Origin of the sequence: Vibrio viridaestus, from assembly GCF_003856525.1 — a bacterium.
GTDB lineage: Bacteria > Pseudomonadota > Gammaproteobacteria > Enterobacterales > Vibrionaceae > Vibrio > Vibrio viridaestus.
This window is the reverse complement of the sequence record NZ_RJVQ01000004.1, coordinates 87479-110473: the sequence shown is the minus strand read 5'-3', so window position 1 is coordinate 110473 and position 22995 is coordinate 87479. Positions and strand designations below refer to the sequence as shown.

Annotated in this window: 15 protein-coding genes; 2 read left to right on the top strand and 13 right to left on the bottom strand. The window is 42.8% G+C overall.

The genetic code is table 11. The features are described 5' to 3' along the window. Nucleotides 1–6: 6 nt before the first annotated feature. Nucleotides 7–1461, bottom strand: a complete 1455-nt coding sequence (locus tag EES38_RS11215) for a sugar porter family MFS transporter (RefSeq protein WP_124937297.1) — start codon at nucleotides 1459–1461, stop codon at nucleotides 7–9. Nucleotides 1462–1718: 257 nt separating this feature from the next. On the opposite strand from EES38_RS11215, the gene EES38_RS11210 reads away from it, so the two are divergent. Then, nucleotides 1719–3749: a sigma-54-dependent Fis family transcriptional regulator gene (locus EES38_RS11210; RefSeq protein ID WP_124937296.1), complete on the top strand. Its 2031-nt coding sequence runs from the start codon at nucleotides 1719–1721 to the stop codon at nucleotides 3747–3749. Between the two features lie 7 nt (nucleotides 3750–3756). Here the strand turns inward: EES38_RS11210 and EES38_RS11205 are convergent, their stop codons facing one another. After that, nucleotides 3757–5220, bottom strand: a complete 1464-nt coding sequence (locus EES38_RS11205) for a diguanylate cyclase (protein WP_124937295.1) — start codon at nucleotides 5218–5220, stop codon at nucleotides 3757–3759. 110 nt (nucleotides 5221–5330) lie between these two features. Beyond that, nucleotides 5331–5969: a MarC family protein gene (locus EES38_RS11200; protein WP_124937294.1), complete on the bottom strand. Its 639-nt coding sequence runs from the start codon at nucleotides 5967–5969 to the stop codon at nucleotides 5331–5333. Between the two features lie 333 nt (nucleotides 5970–6302). On the opposite strand from EES38_RS11200, the gene EES38_RS11195 reads away from it, so the two are divergent. Continuing rightward, nucleotides 6303–8060, top strand: a complete 1758-nt coding sequence (locus EES38_RS11195; RefSeq protein WP_124937293.1) for a bifunctional lysophospholipid acyltransferase family protein/GNAT family N-acetyltransferase — start codon at nucleotides 6303–6305, stop codon at nucleotides 8058–8060. A gap of 73 nt (nucleotides 8061–8133) precedes the next feature. Here EES38_RS11195 and EES38_RS11190 read toward each other — a convergent pair whose 3' ends face one another. The 10 genes from EES38_RS11190 to EES38_RS11145 form a co-directional block, all read right to left on the bottom strand. Beyond that, complete coding sequence (locus tag EES38_RS11190; protein WP_124937292.1) at nucleotides 8134–9036, bottom strand: sugar phosphate isomerase/epimerase family protein; 903 nt, start codon at nucleotides 9034–9036, stop codon at nucleotides 8134–8136. A gap of 810 nt (nucleotides 9037–9846) precedes the next feature. Next, the gene (locus EES38_RS11185; protein WP_148090378.1) at nucleotides 9847–11559 is read right to left on the bottom strand and encodes an ATP-binding protein; all 1713 of its coding nucleotides are present in this window, start codon (nucleotides 11557–11559) and stop codon (nucleotides 9847–9849) included. A gap of 17 nt (nucleotides 11560–11576) precedes the next feature. Further along, the gene (locus EES38_RS11180; protein WP_208020434.1) at nucleotides 11577–12722 is read right to left on the bottom strand and encodes a DNA cytosine methyltransferase; all 1146 of its coding nucleotides are present in this window, start codon (nucleotides 12720–12722) and stop codon (nucleotides 11577–11579) included. 104 nt (nucleotides 12723–12826) lie between these two features. Continuing rightward, nucleotides 12827–13810 carry an O-methyltransferase gene (locus EES38_RS11175; protein ID WP_124937290.1) on the bottom strand — a complete coding sequence of 328 codons (984 nt, stop codon included), beginning with the start codon at nucleotides 13808–13810 and terminating at the stop codon, nucleotides 12827–12829. A 1-nt stretch (nucleotide 13811) separates the two neighbouring features. Then, nucleotides 13812–15194 (bottom strand): ATP-binding protein, encoded by a 1383-nt coding sequence (locus tag EES38_RS11170; RefSeq protein ID WP_124937289.1) that lies wholly within the window; start codon nucleotides 15192–15194, stop codon nucleotides 13812–13814. Nucleotides 15195–15276: 82 nt separating this feature from the next. Then, the gene (locus EES38_RS11165; protein ID WP_124937288.1) at nucleotides 15277–16869 is read right to left on the bottom strand and encodes a Tn7-like element transposition protein TnsE; all 1593 of its coding nucleotides are present in this window, start codon (nucleotides 16867–16869) and stop codon (nucleotides 15277–15279) included. Next, nucleotides 16827–18374: a TnsD family Tn7-like transposition protein gene (locus EES38_RS11160; RefSeq protein ID WP_124937287.1), complete on the bottom strand. Its 1548-nt coding sequence runs from the start codon at nucleotides 18372–18374 to the stop codon at nucleotides 16827–16829. Before EES38_RS11160 ends, EES38_RS11165 begins: the two co-directional genes overlap by 43 nt. Beyond that, nucleotides 18375–20021: an AAA family ATPase gene (locus EES38_RS11155; protein ID WP_124937286.1), complete on the bottom strand. Its 1647-nt coding sequence runs from the start codon at nucleotides 20019–20021 to the stop codon at nucleotides 18375–18377. Then, on the bottom strand, nucleotides 20018–22108 hold the full coding sequence (locus EES38_RS11150) for a TnsB C-terminal domain-containing protein (protein WP_124937285.1): 2091 nt from the start codon (nucleotides 22106–22108) through the stop codon (nucleotides 20018–20020). Before EES38_RS11150 ends, EES38_RS11155 begins: the two co-directional genes overlap by 4 nt. Next, entirely contained in the window at nucleotides 22092–22919 is an 828-nt protein-coding gene (locus EES38_RS11145) for a TnsA endonuclease C-terminal domain-containing protein (RefSeq protein WP_124937284.1), read from the bottom strand. Before EES38_RS11145 ends, EES38_RS11150 begins: the two co-directional genes overlap by 17 nt. Between the last annotated feature and the right edge of the window lie 76 nt (nucleotides 22920–22995).

The following is a 22995-nucleotide window of genomic DNA, read 5'->3' as shown; positions in this document are numbered from 1 at the left end:
TCACCCTTAATTAATCACGATATCAGAGTCTTTATCATGTTCTTCATCCGCCATTTGTTTACTCAGGCGTTTGGATTTCGAAAGCATTAATGGTTCGATTTGTTCCAGAGAGACACCTCGGGTTTCAGGTAGGAATCGTCCGACAAACCAGAAGCCGACAATACAGAACAGTGCACACATCAATAGTGGGAATGAACCATTAAATTTATCCATGAGGTACTCACTTCGGTTCATCATTGGGAACGTCTGAGTTACCGCAAAGTTAGAGATATACATGGCACTGAACGCAATCCCCATACCCACAGCTCGCATTCTGTTGGGGAAGATTTCGGACATAATTAGCCAAGCACCTAAACTCCATGAGAGGCCAAAAATAAAGACAAAGAGAACCAGAGTAACGACAGGGAAATAACCTTTTATCCCCATAATAAAAGCAGCAGAAGTAAGAACTAGGCAAATAGCACAGCCTATCGTACCAAATTTTAATAGCGGTCTACGTCCAACTTTATCTACTAAAAATAATGCAATACTTACCCCAAAGAAATTTGCCGCACCAAGGAAGATACTTTGAAATAATGAGTCTTGAATATCAGCATTAATATTTTTCAATAATGATGGTGCATAATAGAGAAGAATATTAATTCCAATTAATTGTTGTAATGTAGCGATAACACAACCCACTAAAACAATAAATCGAGTTTTTGGATTGGTTAAAATTTGACGTGCATTTAAACTCACACTTTCCTGAACTTGCTCTAATTTTATTGAGTCTTTTATTTCTTTTAATAACTGTGTTGCGTGATCAACATTTGATAATCGGCTTAATACACCCAGTGCTTTTTTATCTTTATTCACCATCGCATACCATCTTGGTGATTCTGGCATGAAAAAGACTAAGATAAGGAACATTGCAATGGGTACCATCTCAGACGCTAGCATCCATCTCCATCCTAGAGAAGTCACCCAACTGTCATCCATACCACGAACGATCGAATAATTCACAATATAAACAACAAGTTGACCACCAACCATTAACAGTTGCTGTAGTCCAAGCATACGTCCGCGATAGTCTCGTGGGGACACTTCAGCTATGTACAATGGTGTGATAGCAGAAGCCATACCAACAGCAAATCCGCCAATCATTCGGTAAATAACAAACCAGAAGAAGTTGGTAGCCAGTGCCGAACCAACGGCTGAGATCAAGAATAAAACGGCGGTAAATATTAGAGTAGCTTTACGACCAAATTTATTTGAGATACCACCAACGATCCATGCGCCAAATATACAGCCGAAGAGTACGTTAGATACTGCCCATCCGCTTTCTGCTGGACTTAATGTAAAGTGTTTTGTGAGAGGCTCGATTACACCAGAAATGACAGAAGCATCATAACCAAGCATGACCCCACTTAAAGATGCTATACAGCATATAAAAGTGGCGTAGAGGATATTATGTTTATTCATATTTTTTCCTTTGTAAGTTTATATAATCCATTGAGATTATTGATATGTCTTACTTTTATTTATAATTTTTACTATTTCACGTTGTTGAGATTAAATTAAAACATAATCTGAACTCCCAATTTATATAGCAACGGGTGTGCCAATTATTTGCTGTTAAATATGTGATCAATCTGAGTAATTAAGAAGATGAGTGTTCACATTAATGACATGCCATGATTACATGTCATTAATGTGAGCATGCTAAGTGAGCAATGAATATGGATTCATTCGAGAGAAAAACTCAGATCGAGCCTGAAAAAGAGCAGCAGTGGTATGAAGAACTGAATTACCTACCTCAGGCAAATGAAGCGGATAAGTTAAATGAGCAACTGAGTAAGGCTTGGCAGCAGTTTTTGGAAGGGAATCAACCCGATTGGATTCGCCAGTCAGTCATTGCTTCATGGCGACGTAGTCTAGAGCGCAATATTGACCCATATACCTTCGTGTATAAAATTGTCGCTGATGAAGAGCTATCCATGATCTTGTATAAGAACCGAGAGATGATCGATATTGCGCGAAGTGTTATGCAAGATCTGTTGGCTTACAATCCTGATGGTCACATCAACCTAGCAGATGAGAATGGTATTGCGCTTTGTTATTGTGGAGCGGATCTAACTCCGGTCGGAGGGGTTCTCAATGAAGAAGAACAAGGTACTAATTGCACCGCTCTCTGCCTTATTGAAAAGAAACCTGTTTATACCGTAAGTGGTGAAAACTGGAAAATAGCTCACCGCAAACGTCAAATGCAATGCGCAGCAGCGCCAGTTAAAAATGCCCAAGGTAAAATGATCGGCGTCTTAACGCTTACGTCATCACAGGAAAATTTTAATTACCAAACATTAGGAACCGTTCATGCCGCAGCTCAGGCTATTCGTCAGCAACTCATTCTCAAAGATCTTCTGATTGAGCAGCAGACCATTCTTGAAACCCTAAATGAAGGCGTCATTGTATTTGACAGGCAAGGGATCATTCAAAATGCGAACCGCTATGCTCGACAGATTTTCAGTAATTTTAATCTCATAGGGAAACATATTGATCGTGATCTTCAACCCGAAGATATTACTCTGCTGGAAAGCCCCGCGTGTAACGATAAAGAAGTCGTCTTTAATATCCCCGCGCATTTAAGTATAAGCTGCCTTATCTCTGTCATTGGTGCACCGAACGGAAATAAAGTCATTTCGTTAAAAGAAAACCAGCGTATTAGAGACATTACACGCCGGGTAATGGGCGTGGGAGCGACCTATACATTTGAAAGGATCATCGGTAACTCTCCCCGTTTAAAAAGCATTATAGATAAGGCCAAAAAAGCCAGCCTGAGTGACAGCACAGTATTGATTACAGGAGAAAGTGGGACAGGTAAAGAACTGTTCGCTCAGGCCTTACATAACCACAGCAACCGTCACGCAGGCCCTTTTATTGCCGTAAACTGCGGAGCGATTCCTCGAGATTTAGTTCAAAGTGAGCTATTCGGCTATACAGACGGTGCCTATACCGGTTCAAGAAAGGGAGGAGCATCTGGAAAATTTGAACTGGCGGATGGAGGAACCCTTTTTCTCGATGAAATAGGTGAAATGCCGCTTGAAGCTCAGACGAGCTTACTCCGAGTCCTTCAGGAAGGCGAAGTAATGCGAATTGGTGCAGCCAAACCCATAAAAATAGACGTTCGAATTATTGCAGCGACTAACTGCAACCTAATCAAAGCGGTGGACCAATCTTCCTTTCGTAGAGATTTGTATTATCGCTTGAATGTCATTTCTCTGCCGATACCACCACTACGGGAACGAGCGGAAGATATCTGTGATCTAGTGGAGTTTTTTGCATCTAGGCTTTGTAACAATTTAAAAAAAATCAGACCTACTTTTTCGCCTCATGTCCAATCTTTGTTACGCTCATACCAATGGCCGGGAAATGTTCGGGAATTAGAGAATACCGTGGAACGACTTATAAACCTGAACTCCGGGCTTGAAATAAGCCAGGCTGACCTGCCAGATGAAATCGCTTTTCAATCGATTAATAACGAGGTTATAAATCCTACAGGAATCGAAACACCAATACCTGAAAAGAATAAAGCGACCTACGAGTCAACACCAATAAGCCTGGAAGGAAATGAAAAACAACACATCATTACACTGCTAAAAGCAAACAATGGTAACGTTCGTCAAACAGCAGAAGTATTAAGAGTGTCTAGAAATTGCCTCTATGGAAAGCTAAAAAAATGGCAGATCAAGATTGATGAATATCGCCTATAATTTTCATCTAAGCGTGATAACGAACAACTTCAACAGAATGATCATGCTTTGCTCTATACATCGACTGATCCGCCAGGTTGATCAATTGGTCGGTGTCGGATGTGTCATCCGGATAAACCGCAACACCAGCACTTAAGGACAATAAAATCGGATCATGGTTATGCAGGTTAATTGGCTTTTGCATAATGGCATGCAACTTCTGCGATATCATTTCAATTGGAATATCGTTAGCTGACAGATCAACCAAGACAATAAACTCATCGCCGCCGAAACGATACACTCGGTCGTTGTCTCTGAGATTATTCTTCAAACGACTGGCAAAGCATTTTAAAACGCAGTCTCCGGCATCATGTCCGTATTTATCGTTCACCTCTTTAAATCCATCCAAATCGACAAAGAAGCAAGCAAACCTTCCACCAAGAGCTCTCACCTGTTCAGACTTACTTTCTAGTGCCTGAGCAAGAGCGTGGCGATTCTGCATTCCGGTTAAAGGATCTTGGCGTTCCCGCTCCACATGGCTCGACACATCCATTATCGTTACCACGTGAAGTTGCTTACCCTTGTGAGTTACTGTTCTTTCATGAACCTCAACATCCAGCTCTCTTCCATCCTGAGTCAGGCTGATACTTTCTTTACCAGAGCTCCCCTCAGTCAAGAGTAATGAACTTCGCTTCATGTAGTGTAATTGACGATGAGAATAACCGAATAAATGACTGGCGTATTTATTGCTCATAATCACTCGTTGATCGGGCGAAAACACAATCAAAGCAGCATTAGTCGATTGAAATAACTCATCGAGAATGCTGACCAAATCTTTAGACTGCTTATGAGTTTGCCGAAATAAACTGATGATTGCGGCAAAGTTAAGTAACGCAAAACAAAAAGTAACAAGTTGAATCGTACGAAGAGACTGGGTTTTTTCCTTGGAGTTTTTTTCAATAATAACGGTCAGTTGATTCATCATATCAAGCAACTTATCATTCACATTAGCCATAATTTTGCGCAGATCATTTAACGTGCGCGAAGTGAGTCCATGCTCTGCTACAATTTGATTGAGTGGTGCAATGATTTCACTAAGTTGCCGAGCCTGAAATAGAATACTTCTAGCCTCTGGGAGGTTAATACGATTAACGGTCACCATGTTCGATTCAGCATCAGTAATGAGACCACCATAATAAAATGCATCAATTGTTTTACTGAAAAGACGATAAGTACGATCGAACTGCTCAATCAAAAGTTGAGACTCTGGCGAATTGATCTGATCTTTATCGATCTGAAAGATCGCTTTGGACATTCTTTGCGTTAACATCCTTTGGCGACCAGCAAGATTTATAACAAGAGCATCTTCGGACACTTCTTTAGTAACACGAAAATTCAGTCCTAAAAGGCACAAATCGAGCATTAAAAACAATATGATGGATAACGTGAGTAACCACGGCGTTACCTTAGAATTAGAAAAATAACTCATCATATATTCAGTAGCCTTCCAATCACGTTTTACTCTGTTCTAAAAATGAGATTAGACTACTAAATGATGCTCTGCCATTAATTACATATAAACCATATTCACATTAGGATCTCTTAAAATTGTGTAATAGCTCCACCAATGCCAGCTATGAGCATTTGAACACCAATGACAGCCAGAATCAGCCCCATCAAACGAGTCACAACTTTAATCCCGTTCTCTCCCAAATAGTGAACGAATCTCTCACCAAAAATAAAAAAGAAATAACTAATTAAGCACAGGACGAAAAACGCCCCTATCGTTACAACAAAATCACTCACTCTTCCCGAGGAAGAAAAGTTTATCGCTGTCGCAATGGTCCCAGGTCCAGCTAAGATTGGCATCGCCAGTGGCGATATTGCAATATTCATAATGGCATCGATACTGTTTTCCTTATCTTCTTCGCTTGGGTGCTGAATTGAGGAATGCTCACCACCTTGCAACATGTGATAGCCAACCAGCGCAACTAAAATACCGCCAGTAATACGAAAAGCCGGTAATGTAATACCGAACAAATCAAAAATGACTTTTCCCGCAACAGAAAAGATAACAATAATGATAAAGCTGATAAGTAGCGCCGTAGAGGCGATTTTTTTACGTTGAGTGTGGCTTTCTTCTGAGGTCAATCCGAGAAAAACTGGTGTATTGGCAATCGGATTCATGATGGCGAAAAAGCCCATGAAGACGGAAAGAGCATGAGTTATCAAAACGTCCAAACCAAACCTCTCTAAACTAATTCATTGAATTTACATCTGATGCTTTTATTCTCCTCTTCCTAATTCCATTCCACAAGTACGCCACTCAGTTAGTATTTAGATCATGATGTTCCAAATACTAAATAACCTGAACGCAATATTAAAAATAATTAAAAATCATATATATAAATATAATTAAAGCATTTAGAACATAGTAGGCCAAATACTTCAATAGCTGTACGTAAGATGACTATCCTTAAATATTCTTGCAATAAAAAGCTCATGAAAGTGCAGTTCAAATGACATATTGGGTTTCTAGCATGGAAGATAAGCTACGATGATGAGGTTTTTATTATGCTTACTTCCAGCCCTTTTCGTTTACCACGCAAAACACCATTTGGTATGGGTGAGAATATTGCTGAGTGGGCCACAGGTCTCAATCAACTAGACAGGTTCTATCATCAAAGACCTGTGGGCTGTGATACACAGCAGTTTCTGAGATTCACACTTGAAGTACTTGGAATCGACTACAACGTAGTCAAAGGCAACCTTTCGAACATTCCTGAACAAGGCCCTACGGTTGTGGTAGCGAATCATCCACTTGGATGTGTTGAAGGAGTCATTCTCGCTGAAATGCTGCTCTCATTAAGGCAGGATATACAGATTCTGGCTAATCAATACCTGAAAACCGTTCCCGAATTAGACCAACTTTTTATCGGTGTGGATGTGTTGAATGAAAAGGCAGCACAGACGTCTAACATCACGGCCATGCGCACGGCGCACCGTCACTTGGAATCCGGTGGTTTGCTGCTCATATTTCCAGCCGGAGAGGTTTCTCATCTAACCGATAGAAAAGAACAAAAGCTGCAGGATAAAGAGTGGAGTACCTCGGTTAGTCGTCTGATAAAGAAACACAAAGCGACGTCAGTGCCGATTTTCATTAATGGTCAGAACTCTAAGCGCTTTTATATGGCAGGGAAAATACATCCATTGCTCAGAACACTGATGTTAGGCAGAGAGCTTCTGAATAAAAAAGATAAGCCGATTGATATCTCGATTGGACAAGCCATTAAATATCGAGAGATTGATACCCTATCAGATGCTCAACTTGTCAGTTATTTACGCTTCAATACCTATCTACTCAATCCAGCGACAAAGAAAGCTCGTAACAAAAGTGATGCGGACCACCCTCTTCCTTCCGTTTGCGCCGCGCTTCCTATGAGTGATTTAAAGGCGGACATCGATAAGCTATCAGAAAGACACCACCTGCTATCACATAACGAGTTCGACGTTTATTGTGCGAAAGCCGGAGATATACCATGCATTTTGCATGAGATTGGCCGTATCCGTGAAATTACCTTTAGGCAAGTCGGCGAAGGAACTGGCTTAACTCTGGACGTCGATCGATACGATCAAGAATATTATCACCTTTTTATTTGGGATAAATCGGCAGACAAACTAGTCGGGGCTTATCGGTTAGGCTTAGTCGATCATATTGTTCCTCGTCACGGTATCAAAGGACTCTATTCCAGTACATTATTTAATTATCAACCGCGCTTTATCGATAACATGGGTAAATCGATTGAAATGGGACGCTCTGTGGTCGCGTTAGACTATCAAAAGAGTATGGCTCCACTCATGTTGCTATGGAAAGGTATTGCTACGTTTGTAAGTAGAAACCCTGAATATACCCACCTTTTTGGCCCAGTCAGCATAAGTAATGATTACAGCAACGAAGCTAGACAATTGCTGGCACAAACCATGTCATTACACTTTTACGACGATCATCAAGCCAAGCTAGTGGCCGCAACTAACCCTCTTAAAAAAGATAAACATACCGACTGGAATGCTAGCCTGCTCAGTGCACTGGCTGATATTCAGCTGTTATCAAAAATCATATCGCGTATGGATGAGGGTAAAGGTGTTCCGGTATTATTGCGTCAATACCTCGGCCTAAATGGCAAATTTGTCAGTTTCAACGTCGATGAAAATTTCCATGACGCTTTAGATGGGTTAATTGTTGTTGACCTACGCAATGTAGAACACAAAACTCTGGCTAAATATATGGGACTAGAAGCATCACAGCACTATTTGGATTATCACAATAAGTAATAGACCAGTCGTGAACGAGTAATAAAAAGGGCGCTTAACAAAGCGCCCTTTATGTATTTTTATACGGAACTAATTAACCTAGCAGTTCACGTTCGATGCGTTCACGAGCTTCAACCGCTTGAGTTGCAATCTTATCAGGGAAACCGAAGTAAGATACACAAGAGATAGCTTCTCCACCCACTTTGAACGTTTTGTTTGCAAAGTTCATATCACGAAGAGTTGCGAAGATTTCATCGAAATCAACATCACCTTCACCCATTGCAAGGTGTTGGTGAACCGCTACATCAGCAGAACCACGACCGTTCAACCATGGTGGGTTAACGATATAACGACAATCTAATGTTTGGTTATAAGTATCTGCAAACAATACATGAGATAGTTCATCACCAGCGTATTCTAGCATGCTACGAACATCGCCTTTACCTTGGTCATAGAAGAAACCGTGTGGAGATGAATAAACATAAGTTAAGTTATCTGAACGGTAAGACTTAACCATGTCACATGTTTCATTGTTCAATTCACAGAAATCGAATGGGTGCGACTGAATTTCTACACGAATACCTTCTTTTTCGAATAAAGGTAACAGTTCATCCATAGAACGGAACCACATACCGTTACAGATTTCTGGTTGGTTTGGATCGCCTGAAAGTTCTGTATTGATTACCTGAACATCCATATCGACTGCGATCTGAACGATTTTCTTCCAGTTTTCAACAGCGTGTTTACGTTGCTCTTCAGTTGGACCAGACCAACGATATACAACGATAAAAGAAGAAATATCAACACCAGCTTGTCTTAATGCTTTTTTGTATTCAGATTCACACTCTCTAGAGAACAGAGGGTGTTTGTAGAAAGGGTTGATACGAGGATGTGGTGACTGCTCAATATATTTGTAGCCCCAGTCTGCGACTTGGTGAACCATATCGGTAATGCTCATTTGCTTTGCAAGCACATCCACGTCAAATGCAATCTTCATGAATTCCTCCAGAAATTGTGTCTTAGCTATTTGCCTATTCGGCGAATAAATAATTGTGTACTTATACCGTTTTGGTTCTACATCAAGTCTGGCGCTGAAAGTCGTAGGGTAACAGTCAGTGAGTTGTTCTCATCTCTTCAGCAACTTGAAATAAACATTCCAAAACCACTCTCTTTTTGATTGGTACATTCTATTCCTACCCCAGAAGAAAAAGAAGAAATGTCGCTCACCAAGATTCAATAACATTGGTTAGATCACTCTTTTGCAGTTTTCTTTCATTTGCTTCAGCCATAAAGCCATCAATTATCAAAAAACCATCATTAATTTGATATAAACCATCAAATAACTTTATGAAAATCCAATAAACCTCTTTATTAGCATAAGGTTTAAAGAAATATGAGATTGATATTTTCAATGAAAGAAAAACATCAAAATACATTTAATGCAAAGATAAGGAATGAAATAAAAGGAACTTAATAAGAGATTTAAAAATAGAGGTTAGCAGGAGATAAATCAAAATGGTGCCTGTTAATACAGGCACCACATGTAGGAAGGTAAAAAAGTATCATACTGAGTGTCGCTATAAACGTTGTACTGTCGTATGATTTTTGGTGAGATTGGAAAATAAAGTATCATACCAATTGAATTTTAACTTTTTCAATACAGCCTATAGTGAGTAATAAAGTTTCATACTATAATTTTGACAAACACCTCCATCTATACTTATTCATGTTTAAACTCACAGGCCAACTTTAGTTGACCACTTCACAATTTCAGTTGTTATATCAATAAACTGCGATAAGTATAGTATTAAGAAGTTTGTTTTGCCCCATACAAGTCAAAGTCTTGGATATACCTCCAACATCCAGCTAAAAACGGATCTAACTCGTCCCAATATGTATTAGCTTTTGGTTGGCTGGGGTGAAATCTAGTTGAGTGGACATGGGACTGAATACTGTTTATGGAGAAGAGTCCTTGCTCTGTATTACAATATTGTCTTACTAATTCTTTTACAGGAGCAGAAATATAACCCTCATCATGAAGTTTCTCAGCCACAAGTAATGAAGTCTTAGAAAGGTTTTTCCAAGACAAGTCGAGCGCAAGAGAAGCCTGCTTAACACTAGTTTCAAGAAAAACTCTTATCATCATAACACAAGCAATTGGTACATCTTTAGAGCTCAGTTGACACAGCTCCGCAAAAATATGGTATTCCTTTTCCCTGTCACTTGGAACGATAGTTTCACACTTATTCCAATCTACCAGTATTGCTCTATCTCTTGACAGTTCGGTTTTAGGTCTCAACCTAGGTTTATTTTTCTGTTCACGTTTTTCTGGATTTGCACGATTTTTTTTCACTTTGTTCGATTCATCTTCTTTCTCATCCAATATCTTATTTTTTTTTGATTTATTTGGTTTATCACTATACCTTTTCTTTATTTCAGACCGATATTCATCAGCGATAGGTTGCAACTGTTCTCGCACTTCCAAAAACAAACTGCTATCTGTCCTGAGAGCTGTTTTGGCTGTATTCCAAGGTAGTAATCCTGCATCTTTAGATATAAATTTCACCCAACAAACAAAGCCATTGTACTCAGAGTGCCATTTTGCTAACCAGCCATGGATTTTCTCTGTGCTAGCGGCAACAATAACGCGGTCATTGCAAGAAAAGTAAATCCCAAAAAATTGGGTCAGTTTTCTATTGTTTGATAAGTTATGACTTTCTTCTCCAGGGAAAACGTAATCTGAATGAATACCTGACTCAATAACCACCTCAACGTCACCAAACTTTATCCTTTTCCTTTCTGGTAAAACAGGCCCATCAAGCCTCATTGAAGGTGCAACTCCTTCAATATTTTCTCTTCTCTTGCATACAACATTATGTAGCACTATCTGAAATCCTTTTTTAAGATATATCCCATATCTTAATTGAAAGATTTCCACTGCATTTTCAAACCATTTAGGGCTATGCAAATCATTTGAAATTTCCGTTTTCAGCTTGGAGACAGAAAAAAAAGATTTAACGCGCTTCTTAGATACATATTCATTTGCGATTGGTGTCTGCTCTCGGTTTCCCCCAATACTTTTATTGGTGAATTTAGTCTTACACTCAACTCGTCCATTATCTACAGACAAAGCGTAATCTGTCCCCATTTTTAGCAAAGAACGTTTAAGTCCAATTCCATATAAGCCTATTCCGTATTCATGTTGTGAAGGCTTGTTCGTATACAGGGCCCTCTTAGAAAGAGTTTCTTCATCAATACCAGAACAATTGTCGAGAATCCTTACACTATTCTGGTCAATCCGGATTTTAACACCATAACCAAAGTAATCTTCAGGCAATCCATCTCGTCCTATTTTATATTTATTCCGAAGCAGACTATCTCTGGCGGCATCAATAGAGTTGTCCACTAAGTCAAATAATGCTTCAAGAGTTGTCACATCTTTCGTTAAAGCATTTTCTAGAAAGTCAGCACTAACTCCTGTATCAATTTCAAATGACTTAATAAACCCTTTATTACTCATCGCCACTCCACAACTCCTTATAATGATGCAACTTTAGATTTCTTGCTTTGTTTTAGTATTTTATAAATTACGGACAAAATTGATTGAGATACTATTGGAGAAACACTATTACCGATCATCCTGAAACTATGCCATTTTGTAGGATGGAAAACGAACCAATCGGGAAAACCCTGAAGTCTTGCCGCCTCTCGGACAGTGATAACTCTGGACTGACTCGGGTGAAGTGGGCGTACAGCCTGATGGCTCCCCTTATCAGCTCCAGTTCCAGCTCTAAGAGTCGGACACAAACCATCCCAAGCCAACTTTTTAGCTCTACTTACTTTATCAACCATCCCCGGCTCAGTTTCTGCGTAACGTTTTTTCACAGCGGCAGTATGTTTAGTATCAAAATATCCACTGACGAATCCATTGCTCAATTTCTCAAGAGATTCGTTCCAACCCAAACCTTTACTCGGTAGAGTTCTCATTCTCTGTGCATAAGCAGATAATTCATTATTTTCAGGGTATTCTTCCCAACCGAAATCTTCTTTGTCTTTACTTTGAGTAATGGGAGAAGCCAAATCCGAGATCGCATCCCGCACTGTGGTTTTTAATCCGTTTCTTGGCTGAAAATCGTCAGTTGTCAGTGAAAATAATCTCTTAGGATCGTACCCAATTAGTATGACCCTTTTCCTTTTGGTCGGAGCTCCATATAGGGAGGAATCTACGATCATCGGTTCTAGAACCTGGTACTTTTTGTCTAGAATCTTTACCGCATTTTCCAACTCGTAAACGTTCCGCTCATCCATCAATCCCTCGACATTTTCCATGATAAAAAACTTAGGGTTGATGATATTGACGTTTCTAAAAAAGTGTCCTAGAAGTGTCCTTCTAGGATCTTTTTTATCTGATTTCCCCATACGACTGTAGCCTTGACATGGTGGCCCACCAATGACACCGTCAACTTTGACGCCATTCAGTATCATTCTCCAAGACTCTTTATTCAACTGGGACAAATCGCCGTTCAATACATGGGTTTTAGGAAAGTTTCTTTTGTATGCGGATTGTAGGGTAGGATCTATATCTACCGCAGCTATAGTTCTAAACCCCGCCAATTCTGCGCCAAGTCCAAAACCGCCACAACCACAAAACAAATCAACTATTATAGAGTTTGATTTCATCATTATTTTTCCAAAAACATTCGATCAGAACATTATCGCAAAAAAATTCATATTACGCGACCGTTAAATCAGTAAAGTTCAACAATCGAAACAAGTTGAAGCTGTCTCTATAATGCAACCTTTCCAAACCAAGGGAATGATCGGTAATAGGAAATGAAATTCTCCATTTGCTCTTTTGCAGAACGTTCTCCTGAACCAATGTAGAACCCCAAACTATCCCTTATTTCCTTATAGCTTCCATCCGGCAACATCTGCTCGATCTGCAATCTCTCTCTAGCCGATAAGGCTGGCAATGTTATATTTTTAGGTTCTTCCCAATCACCAGAATAATAAGGCCACATATCAATGTGTGTTTTTGCAAAGAATTCATCTTTCTTGCTACTATCGAGCACAATTCCCGTAGCTGTCAGCATCTTCTGACCGTCCTCATAGACGAAAGCACAGATTGGCACAACCTCTACATTTTCAACAGAAGCCATACCTTTTGCTACTGCTCTATCCAATGCCTTCAATAGTGTACAGGGAAAGACCTTCGAATACATAGATTCTTCAGTTAAACCATGAGGTTCAAAGTCTGACGTGACCAACTCTTTGAATTTTTCAAGGCGATACTCCATCAACTTAGTTTCATCATCTATAGTTCCCAAGTTTGCTGAATTCGCATTTAAGGTAATTTTAAATATATCGCCATGGCATAAATTGCTCACCAAACGGCTTATATCCGATAATTGATGATTCATATCTTTAAACGATACAAAATCAAACCATACGATGGATTCTTTATCGAACTCATACTCATTAATAAAATCTGTAGCCGAGCAAGCTCCTTCTAAAAAATCTATGCACGATAAAGGCTTATTAAATTGCTGCCGCAATCGTACATTTTCATCTATTTCGATACAAACCATATCTGAAATTCTCAATTCGTTATGCAATGCTTTGAAATCTTCCATAAAAGGTCCTCCAAAGCCGATATAACGATAATCAGATATGTTCAAGCATTTGTTTATTTTACGAAGCGACTGGATGAATAACCCCCGCTCTACAGCCTTGTTAGGTCTAAGGTGATATGGTATCGACGTTCCTGACATATCACACCTTCTTTAGAATTTGATCAAAACAATACTCTCCAACAAATGTCGTCGGACGCAACTCATCGAATAAATATTCAGATACTGCTCGTATTTCACTTCTTTTCTTTGTGAAGATAACTCTTTCTGTAGGATCAGCTTCTCTTGGCAACGGAAGTCTGGGTTTGAATACTTGACCGCCATCTCTTCGAACTTGGCTCCAGTCTTCTTCCCTTACTTTTTGTGAGAGGGTAATACTGGGAGCTGATTCGGTTTCATCTATTCTAAAATGTTTCGACAACTCGCCTTTCGAGCTTTTTTTCCATTTGTTCGTAAAGTCGGTAAAAATTTTTAAACCTTCCCTAATCTTATCCTTAACAACCGCATATATCATAGAACTGCTATCCACCCCCCTTTTAGTTGTTTTCAATGGCAGCTTTCCGGGGTTATTAGATTGAAAAATAACAACTCCCGATATACCTATAAATTGGGTGTGGTACCTAGGAACTCCAGCTTCCCCCCAGCCGGTTATATGTGTCTTATCGTTATGGAGTACAACTCTATCGTTGCAGATAAGTGTTACTCCAGCTCGTGAACTTATAGATTTTCCGTCTTTTTCGTCTTGCTCTTCTTCATCAGTACTTAGCGAACGATAAAACCCAATAGTTACTTCCACGTCTACACCATCAATATTATTTTTGTAAACATACGGAGCGACCGAGTCTTTTTTGTTTGAAAAATCCTTTGCATAACGAGTAATCGAAATATCGGGATTGATACTTTCTCCATTGACTCTGATACTCAATCCTTTTGAGATAATGTAAGAAAAGTGAGTCGAAATTATATTAAATAGTTCATCAATAAAATTTTTATTAATGAATTGTTGTTTGATACCACCTCGTAGCTGGTTGACTTCTATCGTGGTTCCAAATTTTTCGCCACAATCTTCAAGATCGATTAAGGGTAACTCCCAAAGAGAGTCATCCATCATCCAATCTTTCGATATATCAACTCGATAACAACCATTTTCGGTATTACACTTAACAACAGTATCTTCACCCATCTTAAAAATGGCCCTTTTCATACCGATACCATAGACGCCTACCGTAGGGAGATCTTTATCTCGTTCGCTATCATGCCGTCCCATGCGAAATGCAGACTTAAGTGCCACTTCCTTGGGAATTCCCCCACAATTATCGGATATCCGAAAATGCTCTTTATCGAAAGATATATCGACTTCAAAACCTTCATAGGGTTTAGCTCCTGAATTGTCTCCATTCAGTATCCTCATCGCACCATCGAGACAATTATCGATAAGGTCCAAAATAGCATCCGCCAACTCTATATCTCTAGTCAGCATCTCAACAAAAAAACGTTTAGCAGGTACGAGCTGAACTTTTTCCATAGATAAATTCCATTTTATGATATTTAAACAACTTGCATAATAAACCAATAAAACAATACTAAAAGTTAACTATATCAATTCCTCAACCAATCCATTCACAAATCCTCATTCCCCAAGCCTCAATACCAGTCGGATCGATCTTCCCTTTATGTTTCGACTTCGGATGATTCACCCCGGAAAAATTCCCTTCACCACAAATTTCATCCAGATAGCTTTTGGGCCAACGTAACGATCCTCTGAGTAATCGCTTTTCTAGTTCAATCACCTGCTCCTCTAATCGCGAAATATCTTTCAGCCTGACAATCATGGTAGACAATGACTTCTCAGCATCCGAGGTATCCACTTCGAGGATATGGCAGGTCTGTTCCTGATATTTAACTTCAATGACGGCCATGCATCGAGGATTCGCATCGTCGGCCAGCATATGCTTTTTGCAACGCGGTAATTTAGGCAGCTTTCTTAAAGGATAGCGCCGAACCCTGCAGTCATGCTCTTTTTCAAGCAAGCCGATCATTTTCAAGAAGCAGGCAAACTTATTCTCGTACAAATATGCGTCATCGGTTTGGTCATCGGCGATGCTCCATTCTGCGCCCGGTAGCGTCCCGGTTACATCGCCGTCATTGGGAGAGAGTTCGGATGAAGCCTGACCGGGCTGTTCGTCATCTGGCTTACCATGAGGGGTTATTTTCACTTTAGATGGCAATCGGTTGGTCTTGAAGCCGGTTTTGAAGGACAGATAAACCAGGTCAGATTCCAGAGCCGTTCTGTTCACATCCAGACTGGCACTTTCCAAATCATTCAGCAGGTGTTCATCAGGGCGCTCAGCTGCCCGGCTGTAACTTCCGCCACCTTTGCCACTGACTTGTTGTTCGAAGTCCGGATGATAAAAGTCGATCTCCTCCGGCATCGCTGACGGCAAATCATCAACCCGGCGAATTTCCCAGACAAAAAAGCTATTCGTTTTTCTGTCATCCCAACCGGTCACCTGCAATCGGGTTCCGGCCAGAAGTGGCGGCTGAAACGAAAAGTCCCAGAGCTGATATTGCCCCTGAACCCGGTGATCCTGCATCATTTGTCGATGAATACTGTCGAAAGAATACCTTGCTTCAGGATCGATTAATATCCAACTCAGAAACCGCCGGCACCGATCATCGTTAAACGACTCCAGCGGATAGGTTGCTGTCGGCATCACATCGATCCGCCATTTCTCGTCATCCTTCAGGACATTGAAATCAGAGGAAAGCACATCATGCTCCAGACTGATACGCGACAGATAGTTGTCGTGGAAAAACAAGACACGGGCCAGTTCGAACTGAGGCAGATAAAGCTGTTTCCCATCCGGCAGAATGATTTCAAAACACCATTGTTCCCGATTGGCGACCGAATTCATCGCCTGAATCGCCGCACACTCGGAGAGCGGTTTTCTTTGCCACTGTGTTGCGTCTTCTATCGTAAACGACAGGCGTTTCCCTTTAGCAATATCATTCTGTAGCGAACTGAGCGGTTTAAAACGGCGGATCAGCGGCGCACCGGTGATACTGACCGAAGGCCGCTCTGACTTCTTCGATAATGTCAGATTGATTCCCCAGTATTTATTCCGCTTTTTACGAAAGAGCGATCCGACCCCGAGCACTACCGCATCTTCGGGGATATGTTGAAATCGATATTCTCCCATAGACCTTCCGTTACTCCTTTTAGAAACCAACCTGCCATAGGTGTTAGCCGTTCTTCACTGAGACCGGCAGAACGCAGCAGCCGCCAACGCATCCAAGGGAGTTGCTGCCGGTATAAAGACAACGCTGCATTCGTCAGCCGCCGAATCTGATACTCTCCGACCGATTCGCTATAACCATTCAGAAACGACCTGGTACGTGGCAGTTTGTCCAAATGTTTTTCCAGCACACTGGCCACCATTTTCGAACGATGGATGTAATACGCACTCGACAATCGGGGAACAGCCAAATCATCCCGGACATCCGGTAACAGCCTCATCAATTGGCGAACACAAACTTTATCCCGGAGTTGCCAGTCAACCCGTTGATTCACCGTCACATGGGAACGCTGGTAACGCCGGTTGATTCTGAGCAACCATACCCGATCATGACGATACAACCACGCATACAAAGCGCCACCATTATGTTTTCTGGCCTGTTGACAGCCTTCTGTCTTCAGCCGAATCAACCAGTATTTGCGCCGCTCACGGATATTTGCCTCTTCCTGTCGGTAAGTCGAAACAACCAATTGAGGTTTGAGCGGATACTGTTTCACCTGAACCAATACCGATTCAGGATGAGTTTCTTCTCCCGACAATGCCGTGATCATGACCAGATGCTGTAGGAAACTGAACGACTTGCGATGTTTCCTCAATATGGCCCGGCTCCAGGATGTATCGTGGCTCGTCAGTGCCAAACCATGCTTCTCCAGCCATTGATGCGACCAATACCGGTTAACTCTGGCAGTGACATCCTGATGTAAAACATGGCTTCCCCGCCGGCAATCTGCCGAATGAGCCAAGTCCCGGTAAAAACAACTCCATTGATGAAATGTCGGAGAAACCTGAGGATGAAGAGACAATAATGCTGAAGCAAATCTTGTCACGACCTCAGATTCGGGCCGATAGACTTCGCAGTCCCGATCCTCCGAATGGATTTCGGGTATCAAATAGGCATGTCGGTGTTGATGAGGCACCGTTCCAGAGACTCGCAAAGCAACCCCATGTTCGGGACAGATATCTGCACCACTAACCTGCCAAAGACGTTGCCAGTAGATTTCTCCGCAATGACGGAGCTGTTCGGCAACGCACCGAGGACAATAATGAAGCGTGCGCAGTGCTTTGACTCGGGAAGCCACCAAACCGAAAGCGGCATGAATAGCACCTTTCGATGCTCCCGATATCCATCTGATTCCAGACTGTCGTTTCGGTTCCTCAATGAACGGCGCATAGAGTGGAAACAGTGTGTGCCGATAGATAAGAGAGACAACATCCAAGCTTAATGTTTCAGGATAATGCGCTGCGATTTGAGCAAGACGACAAGGTAAGTCAATGGTCGCAACAACTCGCCGATCACCATAGATTTCATCCAGCAACGCTTTCGGTGATTCGATACCATAATGAAGTCCTGCTCTTGCCAGCAGGCTATAAATCAATTCTTCAGGATAGGGACATGGCAATCCGAGCATCTACACAGCCCATTTGTCCGGATGCTGCAAATCCAGCACTAAGCCATGATCCCTCACGGTCTGGTACATCGTTGCCTGATCTTTCTGAGCATACAAATAGCGCAAGTCCTGACTCTCCAGTGAGTGCCAATCTTTGGCTTTGACCGGATTCACCTTATTTGCTTTAGGTGGTGTAGCAACCGGCTTTGGCCGCTCGTCATACCAAGCCAGAACCAATGGCATCATCTCCCGTAATGTCAGATCCGGCTTCTCCTGAAAGACTTTCTCAACTAGCGGGATCAGCAATTCGGACTGGCAATCCATTTGGGTCAGCATCTGATAAAGACGCATTGCCTGTTGATTCCGATTGAACGGCAGTTCAGCTTCTTCAGGCAATTGAATAATCTTTCGATGTAACGTCAACAGCCGTTTATCAATATCTTCCACTCTCAAATCCGAGTAGCGGGAAACCATTTCCGGATCACCACGGCGCATCGCATCCAGCATCGGATGAACCGGCTTTAACTCATCATCATATACGGCCCGCAACAACTTCACCGTAATGCGTTCCAGCCCGCTCGCGATTGCCCGGAGCTGGGCCAGCACAAACAGTTTCACCACGATATCGAGTACGCCCTGAGAGAGTTCATACCAACAGTCACGGATCTCTTCGCTCAGAACCTCATCCCGTCGTTGTAACCACTGATAGCGCCATAACTTATTGGTGAAAGCCTCCCACTCACTTTTACTGTTCGGCTGCTCTGAAAATTGTGGCATCGGCTGCCAGTACAGAGAGCCGAGTCCGGTACTCCGTCTTGCCGACTGAAGCTCAACCTCAAAGATTGGCCGGGCCTTCGGTGTTCCAATCAAAACAGCCGGAACCCCGACGGTGTTGACCAGTTCGACGAAAAACTCCAGCATCTGCTCGCGCCCGCCGGAGCGACGAATACTGAGTCGCTGAATTTCATCGATGACAAGAACGCCGATTGCCCGATGATTGGCAACCTGGCTCATCAATGCCAGCAACGTCGGAATACCGTGTCGTTTGAGGCCATAAGTCGATTCATAGTTGGTTCCGAGTACCCGATCGACTTCCCGGAAAAAGTTAAGGCACAAGCTCTTGAGAGAGCCATTATTCGGACATTCGATTTTCAGATAGGCAATCTGAAAGAAATTATGCTGCTCGTGATAAATCACCTGAGGATAGGTAGCAAGAATGCGGGACAATGTCGAGCTTTTGCCACTTCCGGAACATCCGATCAATGACAAACAACTGGCCGTCGAGCGGGCATCCTGAAACTTGAAACTCGCCATATCACCGGACATGATCCGCTCATAGCCGTTTTGCAGATGCTTGTTGAGTGAACCGTCCTGAAGATTTCTCCCGACATAACCACGCCGGATCATAATCGAGATCCGCTCCTCCAACAGTACATGCTGCGCCAGTGGCTGAAAGAAATCATCCAACAGCGAAGCAACCCTATGCGCACGCTGACGGGGTGGCAGCAACGTATTTTCCGGCGAGAAGCTCACCGCTCCCTCAAGTCCCTTTTTAAGCTGCTTCAGCTCCATCAACGGCGGTAAAGCCTCAATAAATGGATTTCCCCGATAAGAAGGGTTGCCCGTATCCCGATAAACTGCCGTCACATACTTGTCCGGTAGACTCATTCCTGATCGTCCTCATCGTCAAACAGCTCACTGACAAAACTGGGATACTGGTAATCTTCTTCCTCAACACCCGGCAAGTGAACGACATCGGCACGTTCCCGGGGTTGACTCGGTTCAGTCGGTTTCCGGTCTTCCCTCTCACTCTCCAATTCGGCTTTTCTGTTTGGCCGGATCGCTGCAATTCGTTCAGACTTAGAAAACTCGGAAACATCGGGACTTCTTGCTTCGGCCTGCTGAATCTTGTCGATCACCCGACGTTCATGCGCCCGTTTTTTCTCATCCGAAACCACTTTTGATGTCGCCGTCACAGACTTCTGACAAGCCTGTATCTGCCAGACTTCCCAGAAAGAGCAGTGAATAAATTCACGCGAACGATCAGAAAGCTTACCCACCCAGAATTCACTTTTCCCTTCCACCGGGAAAAGATAGATCTCATCGGCAATATTCGGATCATAGGCTACCGTTACTTTCTCCGGGCGAGACGTCGCTTTGCCTCGGTGCATCCATCCGGCACTCATTGCTTCAGCACAAGTGTAATAGAGACCGAACAGGCAAATGCCCAAGGGAGAAATCGTCGCTCTTGCGCGAGGCAGCAAACTCAGTCTCAACTCTCTTTCCGGCGCAGCACGCAAACGGCCGGTCCGGTGCTGAATTCCCCAACGCCAGAGTTCGATCGGCACCGAAGGCAAATCTACCGGCATATCGTCGGAACGGTCATACTTACCCAACACGGCAAACTGGTTGTGGTACAGAATGGAAGAGAGGATGATTTCTTTAAAGTCCGAGATGGATAGCTTTGCATCCAGACGGTAATCTCTACCGCCCCGTTTCTTTACCGTTGTTCCTGTCACTACACCAGGAGCAAACGGTGTAAAATCAGCCTGTATGGTTTTGAAATTCCGCTCGACGATCCCTTTCGCATCGCCACGATAAGGCGGGGTATTTTCCACTCTGACCGAAAAGCTTTTCTCAAGACTTTCAATCTGACTGCCAAGCAACTCTCCCCGATCGGCAAGGATTGCATCCGGTAACCCAATGGCTGACCAGTCCTGTGCTTCAATCTCGATCCCATATTGATGACAGAGAGCAACCTTGTCCGTCATTGCCGTTTGCAGTGCCTGAATCGCTGCTACATAAGACGGATTTTCAAAACCGATATACAGTCCGACGATCAAGCGACTGAATACATCGACAACGACATAAACAACCGGGCGTCCGACAATCCAGCTCCGGTTGCTATCCGAGACCAGATAGATATCGGCAATGGTCGCATCGATTTCAAATCGGGAGCCGGGGCCAAGCGCGTGTAGATTGGCCGTGCCTTTAAGTGGCCGAATGTCTTTGTTGTAGATCTTCGGATGTATCCGTTTGCGGATCACATCAACCTGCGTAAACTCCCGTTGATAGAAATACTTCATCTGCCAGTTGGTCGGAATCTCTGCTTCCGGGACATCCGGGAAATAGGTCTGATATATATCTTTGAAACGGCGGTGCGCATAGGGAAACGTGTACCCTTTGTCGTTCAGCAGATACTTTTGAATCGCTATCCGGAACAGACGCTCGGTAAACTCATCGACATTAACACCGGTGCCAGGCATATACTTTCTGGGACGTCCGAGTTTCTTCTCCCCGGCCTGACGACGTTTCCCTTTCCCTCCCGAATTTTTATAATCGGGCAACAGCGCATTAGCGATCTGACCACGCTGCCAATATTGACGAATCAAACGGTACAAGGTCTGCTTAGTTGTCTTATGCTCTGCCATCACTGCATTGATCGCCTTTGCTCTCAGGTCAGGCCGATAGTATGCTTCGCACTGGATAATCGGTTGAATCAATTCATAATTTTTGTCTCGTTTGACCTGAGCGATACTGCCTTCCTCAGGAACTTCCAATGTCAGATAAACATACGGATCTTCAATCCGGAGTAATGTTTCATCCTCAATCCCCTGATAAAGAATTTCCGTATCGACCAATACCGGAAAAGCTGATTTGTCGTCGATAGAAATCCAGACCAGCTCATTTCCCAACAAGCTCAGAACCCGGAATCTTTCCTGTTCAAACTCAAGCACTTCATTGATTCGAAACATGCCGCGCTCCTATCAGGTGATTCATATTCTCAAGCTGGAGATCTTTGACTAGCAGACGATGAAATTCCGTCGTCATATCAAAATGAAAACAGCGCTGGGCGAGAAGCTGTCTGATTTCATACAGAGACTGCCCTTCCGGCAGCCGGTAACTGACATCCAGCTGCTTACACAGATCGACAACGGTGCGGTTTGGGTACAATTCGAACTGAGCCGAATAATAAGACGTTCTTTCCAGCAATAACTCATCGGTCAGCTCATCTCGTTGCGACGGATACAACCAGCCGATGTTCCGAACCATCACCGGTGAAATATCTTTCTCAGTGACCAGAAACCACTGGATTTTCTTCAGCGCCCAGTAACGGCGTTCAATCTCCAGTTTTTCAATCACGCTAGGCTCTTGCAACGCCTCGGCATATTTACCCTGAATGGCAAATTTGGGCAGTTCGGTATTGAGACTATTTATCAGAAAATCGGAAGACATATACAGATCGACACCGCTATCCGCCGGATGCCTGATCCCGTTTTCGTTGGCGATTTGCCGAGTCTCCGAGCGTTCCAAAGGAAACTGTTCGCGGATATCGGTAATTTGAGGGTTCCATTCGAGCGTGAAGAAAATGGCAAGTTCCAGATCGGAAAAAAGATGATGGATTCGTTGCGTCTTGTGACCGAAAACGCGATGAGAACGACCTTCGGAAGGAACATCCCGAACCGTCAACCAAGGCTTGTAATCAACACCCCGGCCACTTCCCCGGCCTTCTTTAAGCCAGCGTCCATATCGGGTTTCCGACGCCGAATATTTATTTTTTGCCATAAAAAACCGCTATCCCATGCTGATAAAATAAGCATAAGGACAACGGCTTGAGTATGCAACTCTATTACTTTTCTTC